At 44.9% G+C, this 18428-nt stretch carries 16 protein-coding genes, 1 tRNA gene and 1 pseudogene; 7 read left to right on the plus strand and 11 right to left on the minus strand.

Features of this window, described 5'->3' with window-relative positions:
• The first annotated feature begins 420 nt into the window (after positions 1-420).
• Positions 421-3426: a glycosyltransferase family 4 protein gene (locus ACLHG7_RS08235; protein ID WP_410210575.1), complete on the plus strand. Its 3006-nt coding sequence runs from the start codon at positions 421-423 to the stop codon at positions 3424-3426.
• Between the two features lie 107 nt (positions 3427-3533).
• Here the strand turns inward: ACLHG7_RS08235 and ACLHG7_RS08240 are convergent.
• Positions 3534-3609: transfer RNA gene (locus tag ACLHG7_RS08240), tRNA-Phe, on the minus strand.
• 122 nt (positions 3610-3731) lie between these two features.
• Entirely contained in the window at positions 3732-4145 is a 414-nt protein-coding gene (locus ACLHG7_RS08245; RefSeq protein WP_410210576.1) for a GNAT family N-acetyltransferase, read from the minus strand.
• A gap of 116 nt (positions 4146-4261) precedes the next feature.
• Here ACLHG7_RS08245 and hisB point away from each other — a divergent pair, with 116 nt between their 5' ends.
• The 4 genes from hisB to hisA all read left to right on the plus strand — a co-directional run bounded on the left by hisB (position 4262) and on the right by hisA (position 7195).
• Positions 4262-4879, plus strand: coding sequence for an imidazoleglycerol-phosphate dehydratase HisB (gene hisB / locus ACLHG7_RS08250; protein WP_410210853.1), 618 nt, complete (start codon positions 4262-4264; stop codon positions 4877-4879).
• Complete coding sequence (gene hisH / locus ACLHG7_RS08255; protein ID WP_410210577.1) at positions 4880-5497, plus strand: imidazole glycerol phosphate synthase subunit HisH; 618 nt, start codon at positions 4880-4882, stop codon at positions 5495-5497.
• A gap of 163 nt (positions 5498-5660) precedes the next feature.
• Entirely contained in the window at positions 5661-6299 is a 639-nt protein-coding gene (locus ACLHG7_RS08260) for a DUF805 domain-containing protein (RefSeq protein WP_410210578.1), read from the plus strand.
• Positions 6300-6472: 173 nt separating this feature from the next.
• Positions 6473-7195, plus strand: a complete 723-nt coding sequence (gene hisA, locus ACLHG7_RS08265) for a 1-(5-phosphoribosyl)-5-[(5-phosphoribosylamino)methylideneamino]imidazole-4-carboxamide isomerase (RefSeq protein WP_114897843.1) — start codon at positions 6473-6475, stop codon at positions 7193-7195.
• A gap of 61 nt (positions 7196-7256) precedes the next feature.
• Here the strand turns inward: hisA and leuA are convergent, their stop codons facing one another.
• The 4 genes from leuA to ACLHG7_RS08285 form a co-directional block, all read right to left on the minus strand.
• Complete coding sequence (leuA, locus tag ACLHG7_RS08270; RefSeq protein ID WP_410210579.1) at positions 7257-8948, minus strand: 2-isopropylmalate synthase; 1692 nt, start codon at positions 8946-8948, stop codon at positions 7257-7259.
• Between the two features lie 321 nt (positions 8949-9269).
• Positions 9270-10115 (minus strand): abortive infection system antitoxin AbiGi family protein, encoded by an 846-nt coding sequence (locus tag ACLHG7_RS08275; RefSeq protein WP_410210580.1) that lies wholly within the window; start codon positions 10113-10115, stop codon positions 9270-9272.
• Between the two features lie 34 nt (positions 10116-10149).
• Positions 10150-10575, minus strand: a complete 426-nt coding sequence (locus ACLHG7_RS08280) for a cupin domain-containing protein (RefSeq protein WP_410210581.1) — start codon at positions 10573-10575, stop codon at positions 10150-10152.
• A 204-nt stretch (positions 10576-10779) separates the two neighbouring features.
• Positions 10780-11772, minus strand: a complete 993-nt coding sequence (locus ACLHG7_RS08285) for a homoserine kinase (protein ID WP_410210582.1) — start codon at positions 11770-11772, stop codon at positions 10780-10782.
• 139 nt (positions 11773-11911) lie between these two features.
• On the opposite strand from ACLHG7_RS08285, the gene hisF reads away from it, so the two are divergent.
• Complete coding sequence (gene hisF / locus ACLHG7_RS08290) at positions 11912-12673, plus strand: imidazole glycerol phosphate synthase subunit HisF (protein ID WP_410210854.1); 762 nt, start codon at positions 11912-11914, stop codon at positions 12671-12673.
• A gap of 267 nt (positions 12674-12940) precedes the next feature.
• Positions 12941-13339 (plus strand): DUF2306 domain-containing protein, encoded by a 399-nt coding sequence (locus ACLHG7_RS08295; RefSeq protein ID WP_410210583.1) that lies wholly within the window; start codon positions 12941-12943, stop codon positions 13337-13339.
• A 218-nt stretch (positions 13340-13557) separates the two neighbouring features.
• Here ACLHG7_RS08295 and ACLHG7_RS08300 read toward each other — a convergent pair.
• From ACLHG7_RS08300 to hemC, 5 genes and pseudogenes are all read right to left on the minus strand, one after another.
• Positions 13558-13989: pseudogene (locus tag ACLHG7_RS08300) on the minus strand (acyl-CoA thioesterase); the annotation flags it as partial.
• Positions 13990-14130: 141 nt separating this feature from the next.
• Positions 14131-15414: a heme biosynthesis HemY N-terminal domain-containing protein gene (locus ACLHG7_RS08305; protein ID WP_410210584.1), complete on the minus strand. Its 1284-nt coding sequence runs from the start codon at positions 15412-15414 to the stop codon at positions 14131-14133.
• The gene (locus tag ACLHG7_RS08310; protein ID WP_410210585.1) at positions 15411-16433 is read right to left on the minus strand and encodes a hypothetical protein; all 1023 of its coding nucleotides are present in this window, start codon (positions 16431-16433) and stop codon (positions 15411-15413) included. Before ACLHG7_RS08310 ends, ACLHG7_RS08305 begins: the two co-directional genes overlap by 4 nt.
• 70 nt (positions 16434-16503) lie before the next feature.
• Positions 16504-17268: a uroporphyrinogen-III synthase gene (locus ACLHG7_RS08315; protein WP_410210586.1), complete on the minus strand. Its 765-nt coding sequence runs from the start codon at positions 17266-17268 to the stop codon at positions 16504-16506.
• Between the two features lie 16 nt (positions 17269-17284).
• Complete coding sequence (gene hemC, locus ACLHG7_RS08320) at positions 17285-18301, minus strand: hydroxymethylbilane synthase (RefSeq protein WP_410210587.1); 1017 nt, start codon at positions 18299-18301, stop codon at positions 17285-17287.
• Between the last annotated feature and the right edge of the window lie 127 nt (positions 18302-18428).

The raw sequence follows: 18428 nt of genomic DNA on the forward strand, positions 1-18428 counted from the left end.
AGCATGGAGCATGGCGACAGAGTAGATCAACTTTTCTGCTTTGTCGTATTCAATGCGTCGAAAGTTACGTAGTGCCATAAATCTGATAGTATCGTTAAACCTAAGAAAACAGGTATTTTATAACAACAATAATTTTTTATTTTTAAGTATTTAGTTTCAAAAAGGGGGGAAGGATGGGGAACAATGATTTAACGAATACACTCATAAGAGCTTTTTACAGGCTAAGCTTAACTCAAAAGTCGTCTAAAGCCCCCGCTTACAATAACTTAGCAGAGTCTGCGCACTTTATTTATTTAAGCCCATTATTTATTTAAGCCCATTTCTAAAGATCAGTAGCATCAATAAAGATGATAGATTTGATTATGATGACCTATTAAATAGGCTTCGATCATGAACAGCCTGGCTTGAAGAAGAATTAATATGTTTGTTCTCATTGATATGCAAGCATGCCAGTGCGGCAGTAAGTACAGAGGCATTGGACGCTATACGATTGCTATAGTTCGGGCAATGTTATTGCAAGCTAACGAAAATATAAAAATTAAACTGTTGCTCAATGGCATGTTTGAAGATTCTATTGCCTATGTCAGACATGAGCTCTATGGATATATCGATCATGAAGACATACTGGTCTGGTATGGCGTACCTGATGAGGACAATGCTAGCGGGCGTGAGTTATCAATAAAACTTTTACAACACTTTATTCTGCGGCTTGATCCTGATATTTATTTTATCCCTAGTTTTTTTGAAGGTTTTCGTGATCAGTCAATCACGACGGCAAGTTTTCCTGTCAGAAATAAGATCAAAACTGTCGTTACCATCCATGATCTCATTCCTCTATTGCAAAAAAATACTTATCTTGACCCTTATCCTAAATTTAATAAATTCTATCTGAATCAAATTACGCAAGTTAAGCAGGCTGATTTCTTTTTGACCACTTCCGAATCTTCAAAAAGTGAGTTACTTGAGCTACTGGATATTGATCCCCATCAGGTAATTAATACGTCTGAGGGAGCCGAAGCTTTTTTTCAGCCTCAGCCCTTAAATACCCATTACGAAAAATTGGTACTCGCGAAATATAATATATCAAAGAAATTTGTTCTTTATACGGGTGCAAGCGATGAAAGGAAGAATTTGCTACGCTTGATAGAGGCCTATTCTCAATTATCAAAAAGTTTACAAGATGAGTTTATTCTGGTTTTTGCCGGAGGCATGCCCAATGAACATATGATTAAATTTAGAAGATATGCAGAAATATGCGGACTAGAGCCAGAGCAACTGATATTGACGGGACGAATCACAGATCGAGAAATGCTACAGCTTTATAGTTGTTGTACATTGTATTGTTTTCCATCTTGGCATGAAGGTTTTGGACTTCCTGTTTTGGAGGCGATGTGTTGTGGTGCTGCGGTAATCTGTGCGAATGCTTCAAGTCTGCCAGAGATTATTGACAATCCAGAACAGCTTTTTGATCCCTACGATGTTATGTCTATTGCTCACAAGATGGAGCTGGCATTGTCTAATCCAGAGTTATTAAGTTCCTTTCGCGAATATGCAGCTCATCGGATTCAAACATTCAGTTGGCATCGTGCCGCAGATAGTGCATTACAGCGTTTTAAAGAGTTGATCCATGAAAACTCAAAAAACGTTACCTTAAGTACTCACGCACTTGACCAATGGATTGAAAAAACGATTAAGAAAGATATGCGTAAAGGGGTAAGTCAAGAAGTGCTATTAGGGAAAGTCGCAGAGGCACTATATAAAAATTATCGCACGCTCTCTCTCTCTAAAGGTTTAAAGAACGGTAGAGTGCTAATCCATCTGAATGATCTTTTTGAAGAAAACTCGACCATCTCTTATATAGATCGATTTGCACTACAACAATTTATTCTAGATTTTGTTCATAAAAATGATGACCAATATCATTTTGAATTTACGTTCTCTCAAGAAAGTAAACTATTTAAGTTTGCAAGTATCCTTGATTTTCAAAGCTGTTTTTTTCTCAACCAATCGCCAAAGTCTGTATTAAATGAAATCGTTTCGTTGAATGCAAATGATACGATGATTTTTGTTTTGATTAATGGCCGGTTGATGGGTGACAGTCAATTCATCAGCCAACTTAAAAAGTCAGGCGTTCGGACAAGTGCATTGATAGACGCGATCCCAATAGAATTGGAAGTCGAATCGTCACAGGAGCTTAAGAGAACTTTTTACGACATCATCTCTGAAGCCGTGAATACCAATAACGCCTCTTTGCACTATTTCGCACCATGGTACATCAACATATTAAGTATGGATAAAATCTTTACCACAACAGAAAAGTTAAGAACCGACGTCACGGACACCTTCGCAAAACTGAATGTCTCTATACCTCAGCAAGACATTCCAGTATTAAGCATAGATCATGATATGGTCACTTCTGATCAATATCAGCCAAAACCAAGATTTTTACAGCACTTGAATAAAGGTATGAAAAGTAGTGCAAACGAGATCGATATCTTGATCAATTGCTCTGCTGTTGATCTACAAATGAATATTACGATTTTTAAAAAGTTTAGAAATAAAATCTTAGCAAAGAATAAAAAAGGAGATTTCCTGCCAACCATTGGATTTTTAGTGCCACCCATTCATAAAATGGAGCTGCTTGAGGAACTTATAAGAATTGAACCCTTATGCAATGAAGCATATTTTCTGCTCAAGCCTACTGACTTAATGTCTATGACTATGACGATCGACAAGGCTTATGCTTTCATTGATTTGAATGCATCCTCTGGAATTAGCTTTTTACAACAGCTTGCCAAAAACAACCATATTCTTTATCGGAATGCTCAAGCTCTAGATGACCACTCTATCGATCATGTTTTTCAGCGACCAAACAAACCTTCGATGGGAAACTGGAGTGATTTTTTCGCTAAAAATGCGACTAACTTTGAGTTCAAAGATCGCTTTAAATCACTTTCGAATATAAATGAATCAGAGTCTTTTTTAAAAACTTCAGGTAAACACCTCAATTTTCCATTAGGGAGTGGTCAGACTCGCTGTAAGACAGCCATTGGCTCTCTTGCGGAAGATCATATCTCGACGACAGGATCTAAAGGCATTCTGGTGTATGGGCCTTATACAGAGCTCGCATCAGGGTCTTATATTTTTAAAATTCTATATACCTCAGATCATGAACAGCATGTGACTTTTGATATCGCGAGCGATAATGGAAGAAAAATATTAGTCCCAGCCAGAAAGTTGCTCTTATCGGCAGCGCAAGAACCCACGATGTTATCCATATATACAGTATTTCTCAAAAATAGGACGTCTCATCTTGAGTTTCGGACCATGGTCGATGAAACGAATCATCTAAAGATTTATGCGGTGACCATCGCTTTTGTTTCAGATGATTCTATTGATTTGGAAAAGGAGATCATCATTGCGTGATGGCATTAATCCCACATAAGTCGTCTTGGATGACTCAAGACAGCAAAAAGCCCTAGAGTTACGCTCTAGGGCTTTTTAACAAACTTAAATTTCTTTCAAACTAAATATGGTGGCGTGGCCCAGGATCGAACTGGGGACACATGGATTTTCAATCCATTGCTCTACCGACTGAGCTACCGCGCCGAAGGTCTGCATTAAATCGAAATCGCCTTTTCAAGTCAAGGGGCATATGCACGAATATGCGTTATATGGCGGATTCTTGTTCGTATTCGTTGAAATAAAGGTAATTTCGTTCAAATACCGACCTACAAAGGTGTGTGAATTAAACCCAAGTGCGCCAAGGTCCGATGAATCGCTCCGCAACCCGGTTGAAAACTCGTCACACCCAGCGCTTGCTCATGTTCCGTCACCGCACGAATGAGCTGCTCCGCAACACCACGACCCCGGTTAGCAAAATGCACAACGATATATTGCAGTATCCGCTCAGCACCACGGCCCGTCACCCAGATTGCTGCGATGACTTTATCGTTAAACTCTGCGGTATACAGTTTGGCATGAAAGTCCGTCGTATAAGATTGTGCGCTCAATGCCAACGCTTTCTCTAGACGTTCGACAGCATCCATCCCGTCCGCAAACTCAGGACTGATGTCGTATAAGTTCTCTAGTTGATCTTTTAAATTATCATCGAGCGTTTCATAAGCATGAATCGTAATCGGCATGTTTATCCTCATTGAATCAAATGATTCAGGTAGCAAGTCCCCAATTATACAACAGTTGCGCTATAATTCAGCGCTATCCCTATTTTTACTCTGAGTTCCAACCCGGCAGAAGCATGATGACTGAACAGAGCACCAATCCAAGCAGCGATCGTATCGCTGAAGTCGTGCGCAATACCAATGAAACCAAAATTCGTGCACGCGTCAACCTTGATGGGACTGGCGCAGGGACATTGAATACGGGCGTTCCTTTTCTTGATCATATGATTGATCAGATCAAACGTCATGGTTTATTTGATATTGATATCGAATGCGATGGTGACTTGGATATTGATGATCATCATACTGTTGAGGATTGCGGCATCACGCTCGGCCAAGCGTTTGCACAGGCACTCGGAGATAAAAAAGGCATTCGTCGTTATGGACATTTCTATGCGCCTCTCGATGAAGCCCTATCACGCGTGGTTGTCGATATCTCTGGCCGTCCTGGTTTGTTTATGGATATTCCATATACCCGCGCCCGCGTCGGATCATTTGATGTGGATTTATTCTCAGAATTTTTCCAAGGTTTTGTCAATCATGCTCTGATGACCTTGCATATTGATAATCTCAAAGGCAAAAACAGCCATCATCAGATTGAAAGCGTATTTAAAGCATTTGCGCGTGCGCTGCGCATGGCCTGTGAAGCCGACCCCCGCGCAGCAGGAACAATCGCTTCAACCAAAGGTAGTCTGTAAATGACCCGTATCGCGTTACTTGATTATGGGATGGGCAATTTACACTCCGCGGCAAAAGCACTGGAACACGTTGGTGCGACAGTTGATGTCACCAATGATCCGCTACTCATTACCAAAGCAGACAAAATCGTTTTCCCGGGTGTCGGTGCCATGCGCGACTGTATGGCGGGCATGCGTGATGCTGGTGTTGATGTTGCGGTCAAAAATGCCGTATTTAATAAGCCCGTATTAGCCATCTGTGTCGGCATGCAGGCGTTAATGCAGCATTCAGTGGAAAATGGCGGTGTCGACTGCTTAGGTATCTTTAAAGGAACGGTTGAACGCTTCCCCGATGTTGCCGGCTTAAAAGTGCCGCATATGGGCTGGAATCAAGTCCAACAGCAAGACCCAAGCCACCCCCTGTGGCAAGGTATCGCGCAGGACAGTCGCTTTTACTTTGTGCATAGTTTCTATGTGGTGCCACAAGACCCCGCACTTGCCGCAGCAACCTGCGAATACGGCAATCGCTTTGTCTGCAGTCTGACTAAAGAAAATCTCTTTGCTGTGCAGTTTCACCCAGAAAAAAGTCACACCGCAGGCTTACAACTTCTGAAAAATTTTGTGGAATGGCGAATCTAATTTCGCCATTTCATCTCGCATTATTAAACCATCATGTTTATATATCTATTTTAATTCATTTAATTTTTATAATTTAATTTGACTTATACACTCGAGGCATTTATATCTCATTGGGTTGTTACGCAATTTAAATTCACTCATTAAAGAATAAAGGATTTCAATCATGACCGAGCAAACATATACGCCGCCCCCACTACTGCCCAATGAATTGACCAATGATAAACCGTGGTCAGCCAAGGGTCGATTTGGGCGACTTTCATATTTGGCATGGACACTTGTAAGCACTATTGCTTTTTATATAATTTTGTTCCCAGTTGCATTTGTCTTTGGTGGTTTTAGCGCACTTGCTGGAGGCAGTGAATCAAGCTTTGCAGGACTGGGGATCGGTTTAATACTGGTGTTTGCCGTACTTTATATTGCATTTATTTACATCACGATTGTTTATGGTATACGACGGGCGCATGACATCAATATCAGCGGTTGGTGGTTATTATTATTTCTCATTCCTATTGTGAACATCATTTTTGGGCTTTACCTGCTCTTTGCAAGAGGAACTGATGGTCAAAATCGATTTGGCCCACCACGTAAAACGTCTGAATGGGAAAAAATATTAGGTTGGATCTATATCGCCTTAATCCCGATATCCATCATATTTTTCGCGGTTTTTGCCATCCCTGCTTACCAAGGCTATGTTACTAAATTACAAGAAACACAGCACAGCCAGACTATTGGCAATCAGACCTACACAGAAACATCGACCACTGAAACAACCACCGCTTACCCAGCAACGCCTGCCAGCTAAATTGAGTTCCCAATAAAGTTGCTTCACTGAAAACTTGCATTTCAGTGAAGCATTTTTTTTACCTACACCCACCACTAAGCCGCTTTAAATGTCAGCCATTAAATCTTTTTTCGACATGCACATGAATATGGCATAATGCGCGCCTTGATTTCTACCTTAGACAATTCGCACTTATGTTATTAATTCCTGCAATCGATCTTAAAGATGGTCAATGTGTACGCCTGAAGCAAGGCCGTATGGAAGATGATACTGTATTTTCTGATGATCCTGTCGCCACCGCGACCCATTGGGTCAACGAAGGTGCACGTCGTCTCCATTTGGTTGACTTAAACGGCGCCTTTGCAGGCACACCAATTCATAAGAGCGTTGTTGAAGCAATCGCCAAAGTCCATCCCACTTTACCCATTCAGATTGGTGGTGGCATTCGTTCATTAGAAACGATCCAACACTATCTAGATGCAGGTGTTTCTTACGTCATCATCGGCACTAAAGCCGTTCGTGAACCTGAATTTGTAGAAGAAGCCTGCCGTCAGTTTGCAGGTCACATCATTGTCGGCATTGATGCCAAAGATGGCTGGGTTGCTACTGATGGTTGGGCGAATGTCACCGATGTGAAAGCCACAGACCTCGCCAAACGTTTTGCCGATGCGGGCGTGTCGTCTATTGTCTACACCGATATCGCACGTGATGGCATGATGCAAGGCGTCAACGTTAGCCAGACTGTGAATCTGGCCACCGCCTGTGGACTGCCTGTGATTGCTTCTGGCGGCGTCACCAATCTTGATGATATCCATGCCTTAAAAGGCCAACCGGGTATTTTGGGCGCGATTACGGGTCGTGCCATCTATGAAGGTACATTGAACTTGCGTGAAGCCCAAGCGATCTGGGATAACTGATTTTTCCGCAAAAGAGTAGTACAAAAAAGGCACTCAAAAGTGCCTTTTTTTAATTCAGATTTTAAGCGACTTGCCGATTCTGCTCGACCGCCTTCAAACGATTGACACAGGCTACAATGGCTTGAACTGATGCCGTAGTGATGTTGTCATGAATCCCCACACCAAATGTGGATACATTCCGCGCTTTATCCACAAGTTCAATCACTGCGATCGCTTTGGCGCTGGCGCCTTGCCCTAATGCTCGCTCTTCATAACTCACGACTTCTATCTGCGGCAATGATGCATGGTTAAAGGCATTCAGCACTGCTGAGATAGGACCATTACCCTGTCCCACCCAGTGCTGGGTGATGCCGTCCTCCTCAACCACCAGAGTGACTTTTTCAGTATTCTCATCAATATGCTCAGGCTTGTAGCTCACATACTGATAAGGTTGCTGCACTTGAACATACTGCTGATGAAACAACTGCCAAATGTCTTGTGCCCGCACTTCAGAACCACTTTCATCCGTCAACACTTGCACCACTTGACTGAGCTCGATCTGCAAACGCCGCGGCAACACCACACCATAATTGGACTCGAGCAAATAAGCGATACCGCCTTTACCCGACTGGCTATTCACACGAATCACCGCATCGTAGTTGCGTCCCAAATCTTTGGGATCAAGCGGTAAATACGGCATTTCCCAGAACTCGCCTTCCTGACGCATTGAGAAACCTTTTTTGATCGCATCCTGATGCGATCCTGAGAAGGCCGTAAAGACCAAATCCCCAGCGTAGGGGTGACGTGGATGTACAGGTAAACGAGTGCACTCTTCGACAGTACGAATCACTTCATTGATATCAGAAAAGTCTAAATTAGGGCTAATGCCTTGGCTATATAAATTCAAAGCCAATGTCACCAAATCAACATTCCCTGTACGCTCGCCATGACCAAATAAACAGCCCTCTACGCGATCAGCACCTGCCATCACACCCAACTCTGCAGCAGCCACCGCACAGCCTCGATCATTATGGGGATGCAAACTCAAGATCACGCCTTCACGGCGCGCAAGGTTACGATGCATCCATTCAATCTGATCGGCATAGACATTCGGTGAAGCCACTTCAACCGTGGCAGGCAGATTTAAAATCACTTTGTTGGTACTGCTCGCCTCCCATACTTCTGTAATCGCATCACAGACCTCTTTGGCAAAGGGCAACTCCGTCGCGGTAAACGTCTCAGGACTATATTGAAAAGTCCACTGTGTCTCAGGATGCTGTGCTGCAATCCCTTTGATCTTTTGTGCGGCATGAACTGCAAGTGCTTTGGTTTCGGCTTGATCTAAATTAAAGACCGTCTGACGAAAAACGGGAGACGTCGCATTGTAGACATGGACGATAACTTTTTTAGCACCGCGCACCGACTCCATCGTCCGCTCGATCAAGTGATCACGCGCTTGGGTCAGTACTTCAATCGTCACATCATCCGGAATCAAATTGTTTTCGATCAAACCACGTACAAAATCAAAATCGGTTTGTGATGCTGAGGGAAACGCAACTTCGATTTCTTTAAAACCAATCGCCACCAGTGCTTTAAACATCCGTAATTTTTGTTCAGCATTCATCGGCTCAAACAATGCTTGGTTGCCATCCCGTAAATCGGTACTCATCCAAATCGGCGCTTTGCTGATGGCATTGTTTGGCCAAGTGCGGTCTGGTAAATCCACACGCTGGTGGGCTGGGCGATATTTTTTGCTGGGATCAGTTAACATCATGGTCATTACTCCACTCATAATTTAATTTTTACTTAATCTTATCAATATATTAGATAATTTTTTTAAATCGAAGACGAATCCTGTTCTGGCCAGATCCATTCAATAGATCAATTGAATGAACGATAGGACGATCAACATGGATCGAATCGGGTGTGCTATAAAAATAGCGCGGGGGCGAGGTGTTAAATTATATGCGCGCGACGCGCAGCAGCAGGTTCAGGCTAAGAGAGCCTGTCAAAAGAAGGGCGAAAACCGCAGTTGTAGAATTCATTATGGGTCGAAATTAAAGGATTTTGGAGAATCGGTCAAGCGCTATTTTAATCAGTGCTCAATCAAATCCTCCCAAGCAGCAACCGCGATACCTCTCGGCAAATGCATGTTCTCCAAAAAATGGCTATAAAAATCAAAGTTATTCTCTCGCTTTGGCAAAATAATGATGGCAATATCCTCAATAGAGAATTTAAACGTACTCGTCGATCGCCATTCACGTTCGCAATAAATCGTATCGAACTCGCTTTCATTAAACGTTTTGATGTAAGCTAGGAAATCAGCATAACTTTTTCCAATCTGATCCCTGCCATCTCCCAAATTCTCGAGTGCAGCGGATACGCTGAATGAATCCACTTTCTCATCAATCTCATTCGTGATCAGAATATCTTCAACTTCACTCTCAAAACTATCCAGCTCGCTTTGAGCCTCATAAGGATCAATCTCGTCGATCGCAGAATAGCCTTGGTAAATAGAGTTCAGCAGTGCGGTATCTTCAAGGGTATACATGACGGGGTTAAAACCAGCTCGAACAATGGCGTCTCGATGGAACCCAATCGCAATCTTCCCATATCGATGTGCATGATAAGCCAGATGCTGAAGCGGGATATCTGCGACACAGCAGACAGGACTGGATTCCACAACAACAGGAAAATTTACAAGATGCTCGACTTCTTTTGAGTCAGTGTTAAATCTTCTTTTTTGCGGAATGATAACCTTAACAACTTCACGATAATTGCCGACCCGGAGTTCACGACTACTCACTATAGATTTGAGCGCTTCATACGCGGATGCTGCGGGCTTTAATTGCGCTAATTGCTTATTGGCATGGATATCCCACTGTGGGCCACCGGTAAAATGCCACAGTATCTTTGAAACAGTTCCTGGTCTAAAACTCATGTTCTTCTGCACAATAGGGTGATGTTCAGCAATTTTATGGCGTGTCTTCAGGCGGATGCTCAGTAAACCATGCCGCAATGCCTGCCATATGACTCTCAAAATTACCGGGTATAGAGAAGTTTAAAACGCCTGCACGACTCGTACTTCTATTCTCAAAATCATGAGTCACGCCACTAGGCGCTAAAATAAAAGACCCTCTTGGGGCATCGACCCAACGATCTCCTAGCAAAAAACTCATCGTGCCTTCTACCACATAAAAAACATCATCTTCATCATGAGTATGCGCACCCGGACCTTGCGTCTTGGGTTCAAGCCACCATTCAGAAATAGAATATTGATTCTGCGTTTCGGCCTCATCGGCTTTAAAGGTCGCACTGATGCGCCCCATGGGATAATGCCGCCCTTCACTGGGTGCTAAAAAAATGCCTGTACGCGTGGGTTGCTTTTGTTCGGTACTCATCGGAAACCCTCTTTATTATTTTATGATTCGACTCATTCCTAGAGTCTTAAGGCCGTATAAAGCGCTGCAAAAATAAATGGCTTACCCTAACCATTTGTTCAAAGCTACTTGTTCAAAAAACACGCTTTCTGAAACTATCTTGAAAGGCAGTGACTGTCAATCTCTAAAACAAAATGCAGCACTGCCCTATCATTCATTCACTGTTTATTGGCAAACACTCTTCAGCCGATCCACCACCATTCTCCGCATTTCCTCAGGATCTTTTTCCATCACGTCCTCACCGACTCGACCCTCTGCATGATTCACACTGGCCACATCTAGACGCAAGAACCAGAAGCGACATGCTGCAATCGCCAGATAAATGGACAATGCAGCAAGCTCGTCATCCGTCATGGGGCGGATATGCTGATAAGCCGCCAAGAAGATACCGACTTTGTCGGCATTAAGCGCCACAGGATTCTGTACATCATCCCACGTACTGCAAAAGTCATTCAGTGTGATGGCAATATCCAACAACCAGTCATCAACCATGACTTCAGAGAAATCCAACAACCCACTGAGCTGTGATCCGACATAGAGCGTGTTATCACGGAATAAGTCAGCATGAATCAATCCCTTCGGAAGATCAGGATGTTGCCGTTTGATCAAATCAAACTTCGCAAAAACCTCATCAACCAATTGCTGATGCGCTAGTGGCATATGGACACGAAGTTCATCTTTGATCCGTCCCCACCACACATGACCCCGTGTCGTTTGCCGGGTCGTATTATGTTGTAGTGGATCCTCTTGCAACGCTAAGTGAAATTGAGCCAACGCAATACCAATCGCTTCAACCTGAGGAATCGTCGGTATCGCTTGCTGCGGGAGATGGGGAGATGAACCTGCCAAGCGTGGTGCAAGCTGCGCAGGCTTACCCGCAAGGATATGAATCCGTTGACCTGCATAATCTGCCAATGGCACTGCAACGGGTAGGCCATGTGTCGACAAACGATACATGAGCTCTGCCAATATGTTGGCATTCTCAAAAGGAATAATCTCAAATAGCGTCAACACAAACTCACGCCCATCAGAGGTCGTAACAAAGTAATTAGTATTTTCAATGCCCCCTTTAATCGGGTTCAACGCGACCACATGTAGGTTGAAGCACTGTGCAAAATCTTGCACCGCATCTAAAGAGACGACCGTATACACTGACATAGAAAAACCGTTTTACTTGACTGATGACATGGCCTTGCACCTTATAAATCGAGATTTTATAAGCCAAGGTTTGTTAATATAGCGCGATTGAATCGCCTTGTACGATTTGACTTTTGCAATCTGAACCACTTGGACAAAAATTATGCTGGCTAAACGTATCATCCCCTGCCTTGATGTTGATAATGGCCGCGTAGTCAAAGGTGTACAATTCCTCGATATTCGCGATGCAGGGGATCCTGTCGAAGTTGCTCGTCGTTATAACGACCAAGGGGCAGACGAGATCACCTTTCTCGATATTACCGCAACGGCCCATGGACGTGATACCACCTATCGCACGGTCGAACGCATGGCTGAAAGTGTCTTCGTTCCGCTGACCGTAGGTGGCGGGGTTCGCAAAGTCGATGATATTCGTCAATTACTGAATGCCGGCGCGGATAAGGTCTCCATTAATTCTGCTGCAGTATTCACGCCAGAGTTTGTCGAAGAGGCATCATCGCGTTTTGGGGCCCAGTGCATTGTTGTTGCGATCGACGCCAAAAAAGTTGCTGATGGCAAATGGGAAATTTTTACCCATGGTGGCCGTAAGCCTACGGGAATCGATGCAGTCGAATGGGCCATAAAAATGGCAAAACTGGGTGCTGGTGAATTATTGGTGACTAGTATGGATGCGGATGGCACCAAAGCAGGTTATGACCTCGGACTCATGAGCGCCATCACCTCTCAAGTCAATATTCCCGTCATCGCTTCAGGCGGTGTAGGCAATCTACAGCATCTGGCAGACGGTGTTCTAAAAGGAGGCGTTGATGCGGTGCTTGCAGCCAGTATTTTCCACTTTGGGCAATATACCATTCCAGAAGCCAAGCAATATATGGCTGATTTGGGCATTGAGATGCGTCTATAAAGTAAATTTTGTGACGTGATTCTCATGAATTATTACAAAACATTACTTGGCATAGCATTTGCGTTGTAGTGTGCGATGGTGCTGGCGGGGTGGTAAGTTCCGGTTTGACGATAGGATATCACCCATTACTCAGAATCTTGCACCCCCTGCCACCATCACCTTATTTTTGTTGAATATAATTTTAATAATGCACCAAATGGATCCATATTTGACGTACACTCGTCATGATAAAAATACCATCATCACCCTTGATAAATGGATGATCCCTTGCTCAATTCCAACGCTGCAATTCCCCTGCTTGAACAAACACCGTTGTTAGTCTTTATTCATTTGACTGCGGCGATATTGGCCTTTGTCTTCGGCCTAATCATGCTGATCAGAAAAAAAGGAACGCCCGTACATAAACGCTTGGGGAGAGTTTGGGTCGCGCTTATGGCCTTTACGGCACTTAGTTCTTTTTTTATTCAAACCCAAGGTCACTTCAGTGTGATCCACGTGTTAAGTGTCCTGACCTTGATTGCCTTATTTCGTGGGGTTTATGCCATTCGCCATGGCGATCAACGGACTCATCGACGCAATATGCTTCTTGCATATGGAGGCCTTGTGATTGCTGGACTATTCACATTAGACCCCCATCGCCTGCTTGGTCATTTACTATTGGGTTAGTCCCTTTTACCTAGGCGGGGCACAATTTGCTCAATATTTTCTTTGAGCAACTCTCGCCCTTCTTTCAAGGTTTCACGCCCCTCTTTGATCCCTTCTTTGAAGGTTTCTCGGCCCTCTTTAATCCCTTCTTTGATATTTTCACGTAGATTGTGTCGTAATGATCGTGCAGCATGCGTCAGACCTGCCGTTAGGCCACTCCGCTCTTCATGTTCATTTTGATGCAATAGATCATTACCCACCGTGAGTTCAAGCGCAAAGATCCGTTGACGTAGCTCAGCAGGCAGCGCTGCTTTCTCTAAGGTCTTTGCATCGACCATGACCGCAATTGCCTCGCCCGTTGCGACCAATTCTTGTTGTGCCGTACTAAAAAGCGTATATGCCATACGGAAACCAGAATTACGCACCTCGACCACTTGTACGCCGATTTCAAGCACATCCGGAAAAAATACGGGGCGTAAATAACGACAACTGCTGGATGCAATCACTGCCGATAACCCTTGAGCAAAGGCATCCAGTTTATTGAGATACTCCACACGCGCACTTTCGATATAACGGTAATACATGACATTATTTACATGTCCAACCGCATCCATATCGCCCCAAGCGACATTCTGAAGATAAATCACAGCAAATTCTTTGAGTGAACTCATGGTGGAAATTCCAAAGAAAATTTCAAATATCGATAAATAAGAACCGTCTATAAGATCCCGTTTTCAAAACAAAAACGATCCTACACACTGACTTAAAATGCATTATACGGCAGGATCTATGACGAAATTTTAAAAATCAACTTAATGCACGATATTATCGCAGATGAATTGTTGCGCATCATTGGCCTGTAGCCAGCTCAGTAAGGCGCTTCGTGTTGCATCATCCAAAGGTTTGTTTTCTTCAATGAGCCAAATGAGTTGATAATGCTGAATAAGCGCATACGATTGATAAGGCTCTAAACGTGCTTGTATAGCCAATAGACTCGCCTCATCCAAACCTTGTTTCTGAGCTTGATGTCGCGCAAAGCGAACTCGGGCCAAAACAACATCAGGCTGTGCAGGATAGCGCTGCTCTAGACTGACCAGTAGCGCGTTGATGGCATCCGTCGTCTGATTATCCGGTAACGTCAACGCAAGACTCATCCACTGATCCAGTAGATCAATCTCCAGTCGATCCGCCAATGTGCGCTGTGCGAGCTCAAACGCAGCTTGATCAGCCCCGACTCGGTGCAGCAAACCAAACAACAAACACACCTGTTGATCTTGAACGGTCTGTGGCATCAATTGCAATAAACGATCCACACGCTCCAACACATCATCAGGCTGCTGTGCGAGTGTCAAGCTCTTCAGCCACCCCGACCAGTCTATCGACTGCGTATGTGGAAAAAGACTATTGGACAACATCTGCCACGGCTGTAACACCGCCAACTGACTCCAAACCGATCCAACATGTTGATCAAATGCAGGCTGAAGGGATTCCCGCACCGGTTCGATAAAACCACGATCAGGATAACTGAGTAGAAAATCGAGTAATCCCTGCGCTTGTAATAACTCACCCGAATCTAGCGCTATCTTAGCGCGAAGCAGGGTGGCCAACTCATGATCATCACTGTCGATATGATTCAAATGCTCTAAAGCCGAAGGATAGAAGCCCGCTAAGCGCGCCACATCGGCCTGTAGTAAATGCAGAGCTGACCCCTTTTTTTTATTAAATGGCCTCAGGTTCAAGCTATTTTTAGTCAATGACTCTTCCATCGACATGAAGGAAGCTGGGATATTGCCGACTAAACGATGTCGAATCGACTCATCCAAACTCATCAAGGTCTTACGCCGTGTCAGTGCTTTACGCTTCTGATAATAATAAGAGGAGCCAAACAAAATAGCGCGAATAATAAAAAACAGGAGCAGGAAGACAACCGCAAGCAGCAGAATCATAAGCAGTGAAAAACCAACGCTACTCTGCACTTGCCAATGTTGCCAAACCAGCAACACATAACCGGGATCATCAGATAACGCGTTCGCAAGCAGCGCCAGCGCGAAGAGTAAGATTAAGCTAAATAGCGTCAGCAGAATGCCACTGGTCATGATGCAGCACCCTGTGTCACAGTGGCTTGTGGCTGCGGTGCTTTTAACTGCGGCTCGGGCGGTAACCATTGAAACGCTGTCAGATGTAACTTCACATGCTGGGCCACGTTGAGGGAAGCCAGCGTAGACTGAACCTGATGCGCATCGGCATCGACAAGCCCCGATAATTGCGCGTTACTATCCGCTAGTAACTGCATCACACGTTCAGACTGGCCTTGCGCCAAGGCTTGTCTCGCCAACCCTAGAGTCAATGCCGCTTCACGGCACAATAAACTCCGCTGAAGCATGTTGGCACGCACATCAGTTGCAGGCTCTTCAATCACGACGAGTTGACTAATGCGCTGCAAAAAAGAACGTTCGGAGGGTGCAGTCTGAGCGGTGCTTTGATTCGTTTTTTGAGTATTCTGATTTGCAGCACTGGTCACATGTAAACTCGGACCTTGTCTTGCCATATGATCGAGCTGCTGTTGGAGCTGGGCAATACTGCGGTCTAAGATTTGGTTGCTTTGAATCTGCTTTTGTCCATTTTCATCAATCATGACAAGATCGGCATCTATCGCCTTAGTCAATGCAGAAGCCGTTAGCTCAGAAATTGCCTTACCCTCAACTAAGGAAGGCAACGACTCTTTGATCTGATTGAGGGAGTCTTTCGCTGCACTATACGAATTGGAATTAGCGGTATTTAATTGTTGTGGACTAGTGAGTACGGCAGCTTGATCCAATTGCGATTGAGCCAGTTGTACGGTTTGCCTAAGCCAATGCTGTGGCAATTGTTGCGCATAAATCGCGATTGCCGCGTCGTTATTACTCTTGGTATCGTTTGGGGCAGAGGACGGCTTAGTACCGCGAGTCACTGCAATTAAGCGATCATTCAGGTCCGAGACCTGAAGTGCGAGCTGAGCCTGACGTGCTTCGATATCTTGATAATGTTGATTGCCAGTTTGATAGAGCTGATCGCCCACAAAACCAATCCCCGCAATCACGGCTAAAGAGACCGCCATACTCGTCCAGCGCTTCATCTCACCCACCTAACTGCAAAAATCGCTAAAAAATCTGTCGCCATATTTGAATCCTGTCGTCCCATTCTAATCACGATGCGCTCCCCAATTCAGCCAAAACACTGACTATATGCGCTGGCTGCAAGTCTATCAGTTGCTGAACACGCGATGTATATTGACCCACATCTATCATCAGTCGCTGTCCTAACACCAATAACCATGGCTCCAGCGCACGCGCGCCAGCCAATCTTTGCCAATACCGCCAAGACTCACCGCTACTTAATAACACAACATTGGGAAAATCACTGTCACTTTTTTTTTCTAAAGATATCCATTGCTGCTGGCTAGACTCCGGTAATTGTCGACAATACAGGTTAATAATCTGTAAGGAAACCCCGCGTGCAAGGAGCCGCTCTTGCACCAACTCACGTCCACCCTCGCCGCGCCAGACCATAACGGTCTCACCCACAGGCAACGACGCCAGCACATCTGACGCAATCAACCCTTCACTGGTCTCAATCATGGGGATATCAGGATTTAGATTCTGGGCCTGCAAAACCTGTGCTGTACCTTGCCCAACGGCAAGCCAACGAACTGGCAGCGTATCAGGTGCAATGCTCAGCATAGCCAGCGCTTGTAGACCCAAGCTTGCCGCAGTCGGACTCACGACCACAATCACACTGACAGGATTGGATGTCAACAATTGCAGACGATTGAGCTCGGACTCACTCAGCGGCAAAGCAACCAACTCAAGTAAAGGCAACTCCGATACGCGCCAGCCCGCTTGCTGAACAGCAGTGGTCAGTGCTGCTGCCCGGGTACTTGGGCGAGTATTCAGAAAATGTCCGATCGGCATAGGCCTACTCGACCCACTAGTGCTTTTGATCAGAGGGAGAAATTAACTGGGCATCCTGACTGGGGAAAATATTCACTTGAGCCAGCAATCGATCCGCACCAGCAGCCAATAAGCGATCAGCCAATGCCTTGCCGAGTAATTCAGCCTGTGCTGGATCACCGACTATCTCGTCCTTAAGTAGTTCTTGACCATCAATGCTGCCGACTCGGCCCTGAAGAGTCATTTGCCCCTGTTTAAGGGTGGCGAAACCTGCAATCGGTACCTGACAGCCGCCCATCAGACGGTGATTGAATGCCCGTTCTGCACGCACACAACTGTTGGTTTGGGCATCTGCCAGTAGTGCAATTAGATCAGTTACCCGAGTATCCCCTACTCGGCACTCCAGCCCCAAGGCGCCTTGGCCCACTGCGGGTAGGGATAACGCAGTATCTAATCGTTCACGAATTCGATCACCTAGCCCTAAACGCAATAAACCCGCGCTTGCCAAAATAATCGCATCGTACTCTCCAGCATCCAGTTTGGACAATCGCGTGCCCACGTTACCCCGTAAATCCACAATACTAAGATCAGGGCGATAATGCTGTAATTGGCTACAACGGCGCAGGCTCGATGTCCCTAACCGCGCACCAATCGGTAGATCTGCAAGCGTCATATATTGGTTTGAGACAAACGCATCCGTCGGATCTTCCCGCTCACAAATCACGGCAAGCTCTAAGCCTTCAGGTAAATCCATCGGCACATCTTTCATCGAATGCACGGCCAAATCTGCCCGTCCATCTAACAGCGCCTGCTCAAGCTCTTTGACAAACAATCCCTTACCACCAATTTTAGACAGGGATGTGTCCAAGATCTTGTCGCCCTGCGTCACAAAAGTGACGAGATTCACGTGCAAATCAGGATAAAGCACCAGCAAACGGGCTTTGATATGCTCCGCTTGCCACAAAGCCAAGGGGCTTTTACGAGTGGCAATATTAAGAATCTGTGGGATGTTTGGGCTTGAAACTGGCGTAGACGACGCGTTGGGAGGATTCATATGATCAGTTCCAAAAACAACTTTTGCAAAAGCGCTCTATTTATAAACTAAAACCGAGCATGTGATGCTCGGCTAACTGCATGTAGACGATTGAGCTACGAGGAAAACTGATGCTCAATAGTTTTAT

Origin of the sequence: Aquirhabdus sp., from assembly GCF_046462495.1 — a bacterium.
Lineage (GTDB): Bacteria > Pseudomonadota > Gammaproteobacteria > Pseudomonadales > Moraxellaceae > Aquirhabdus.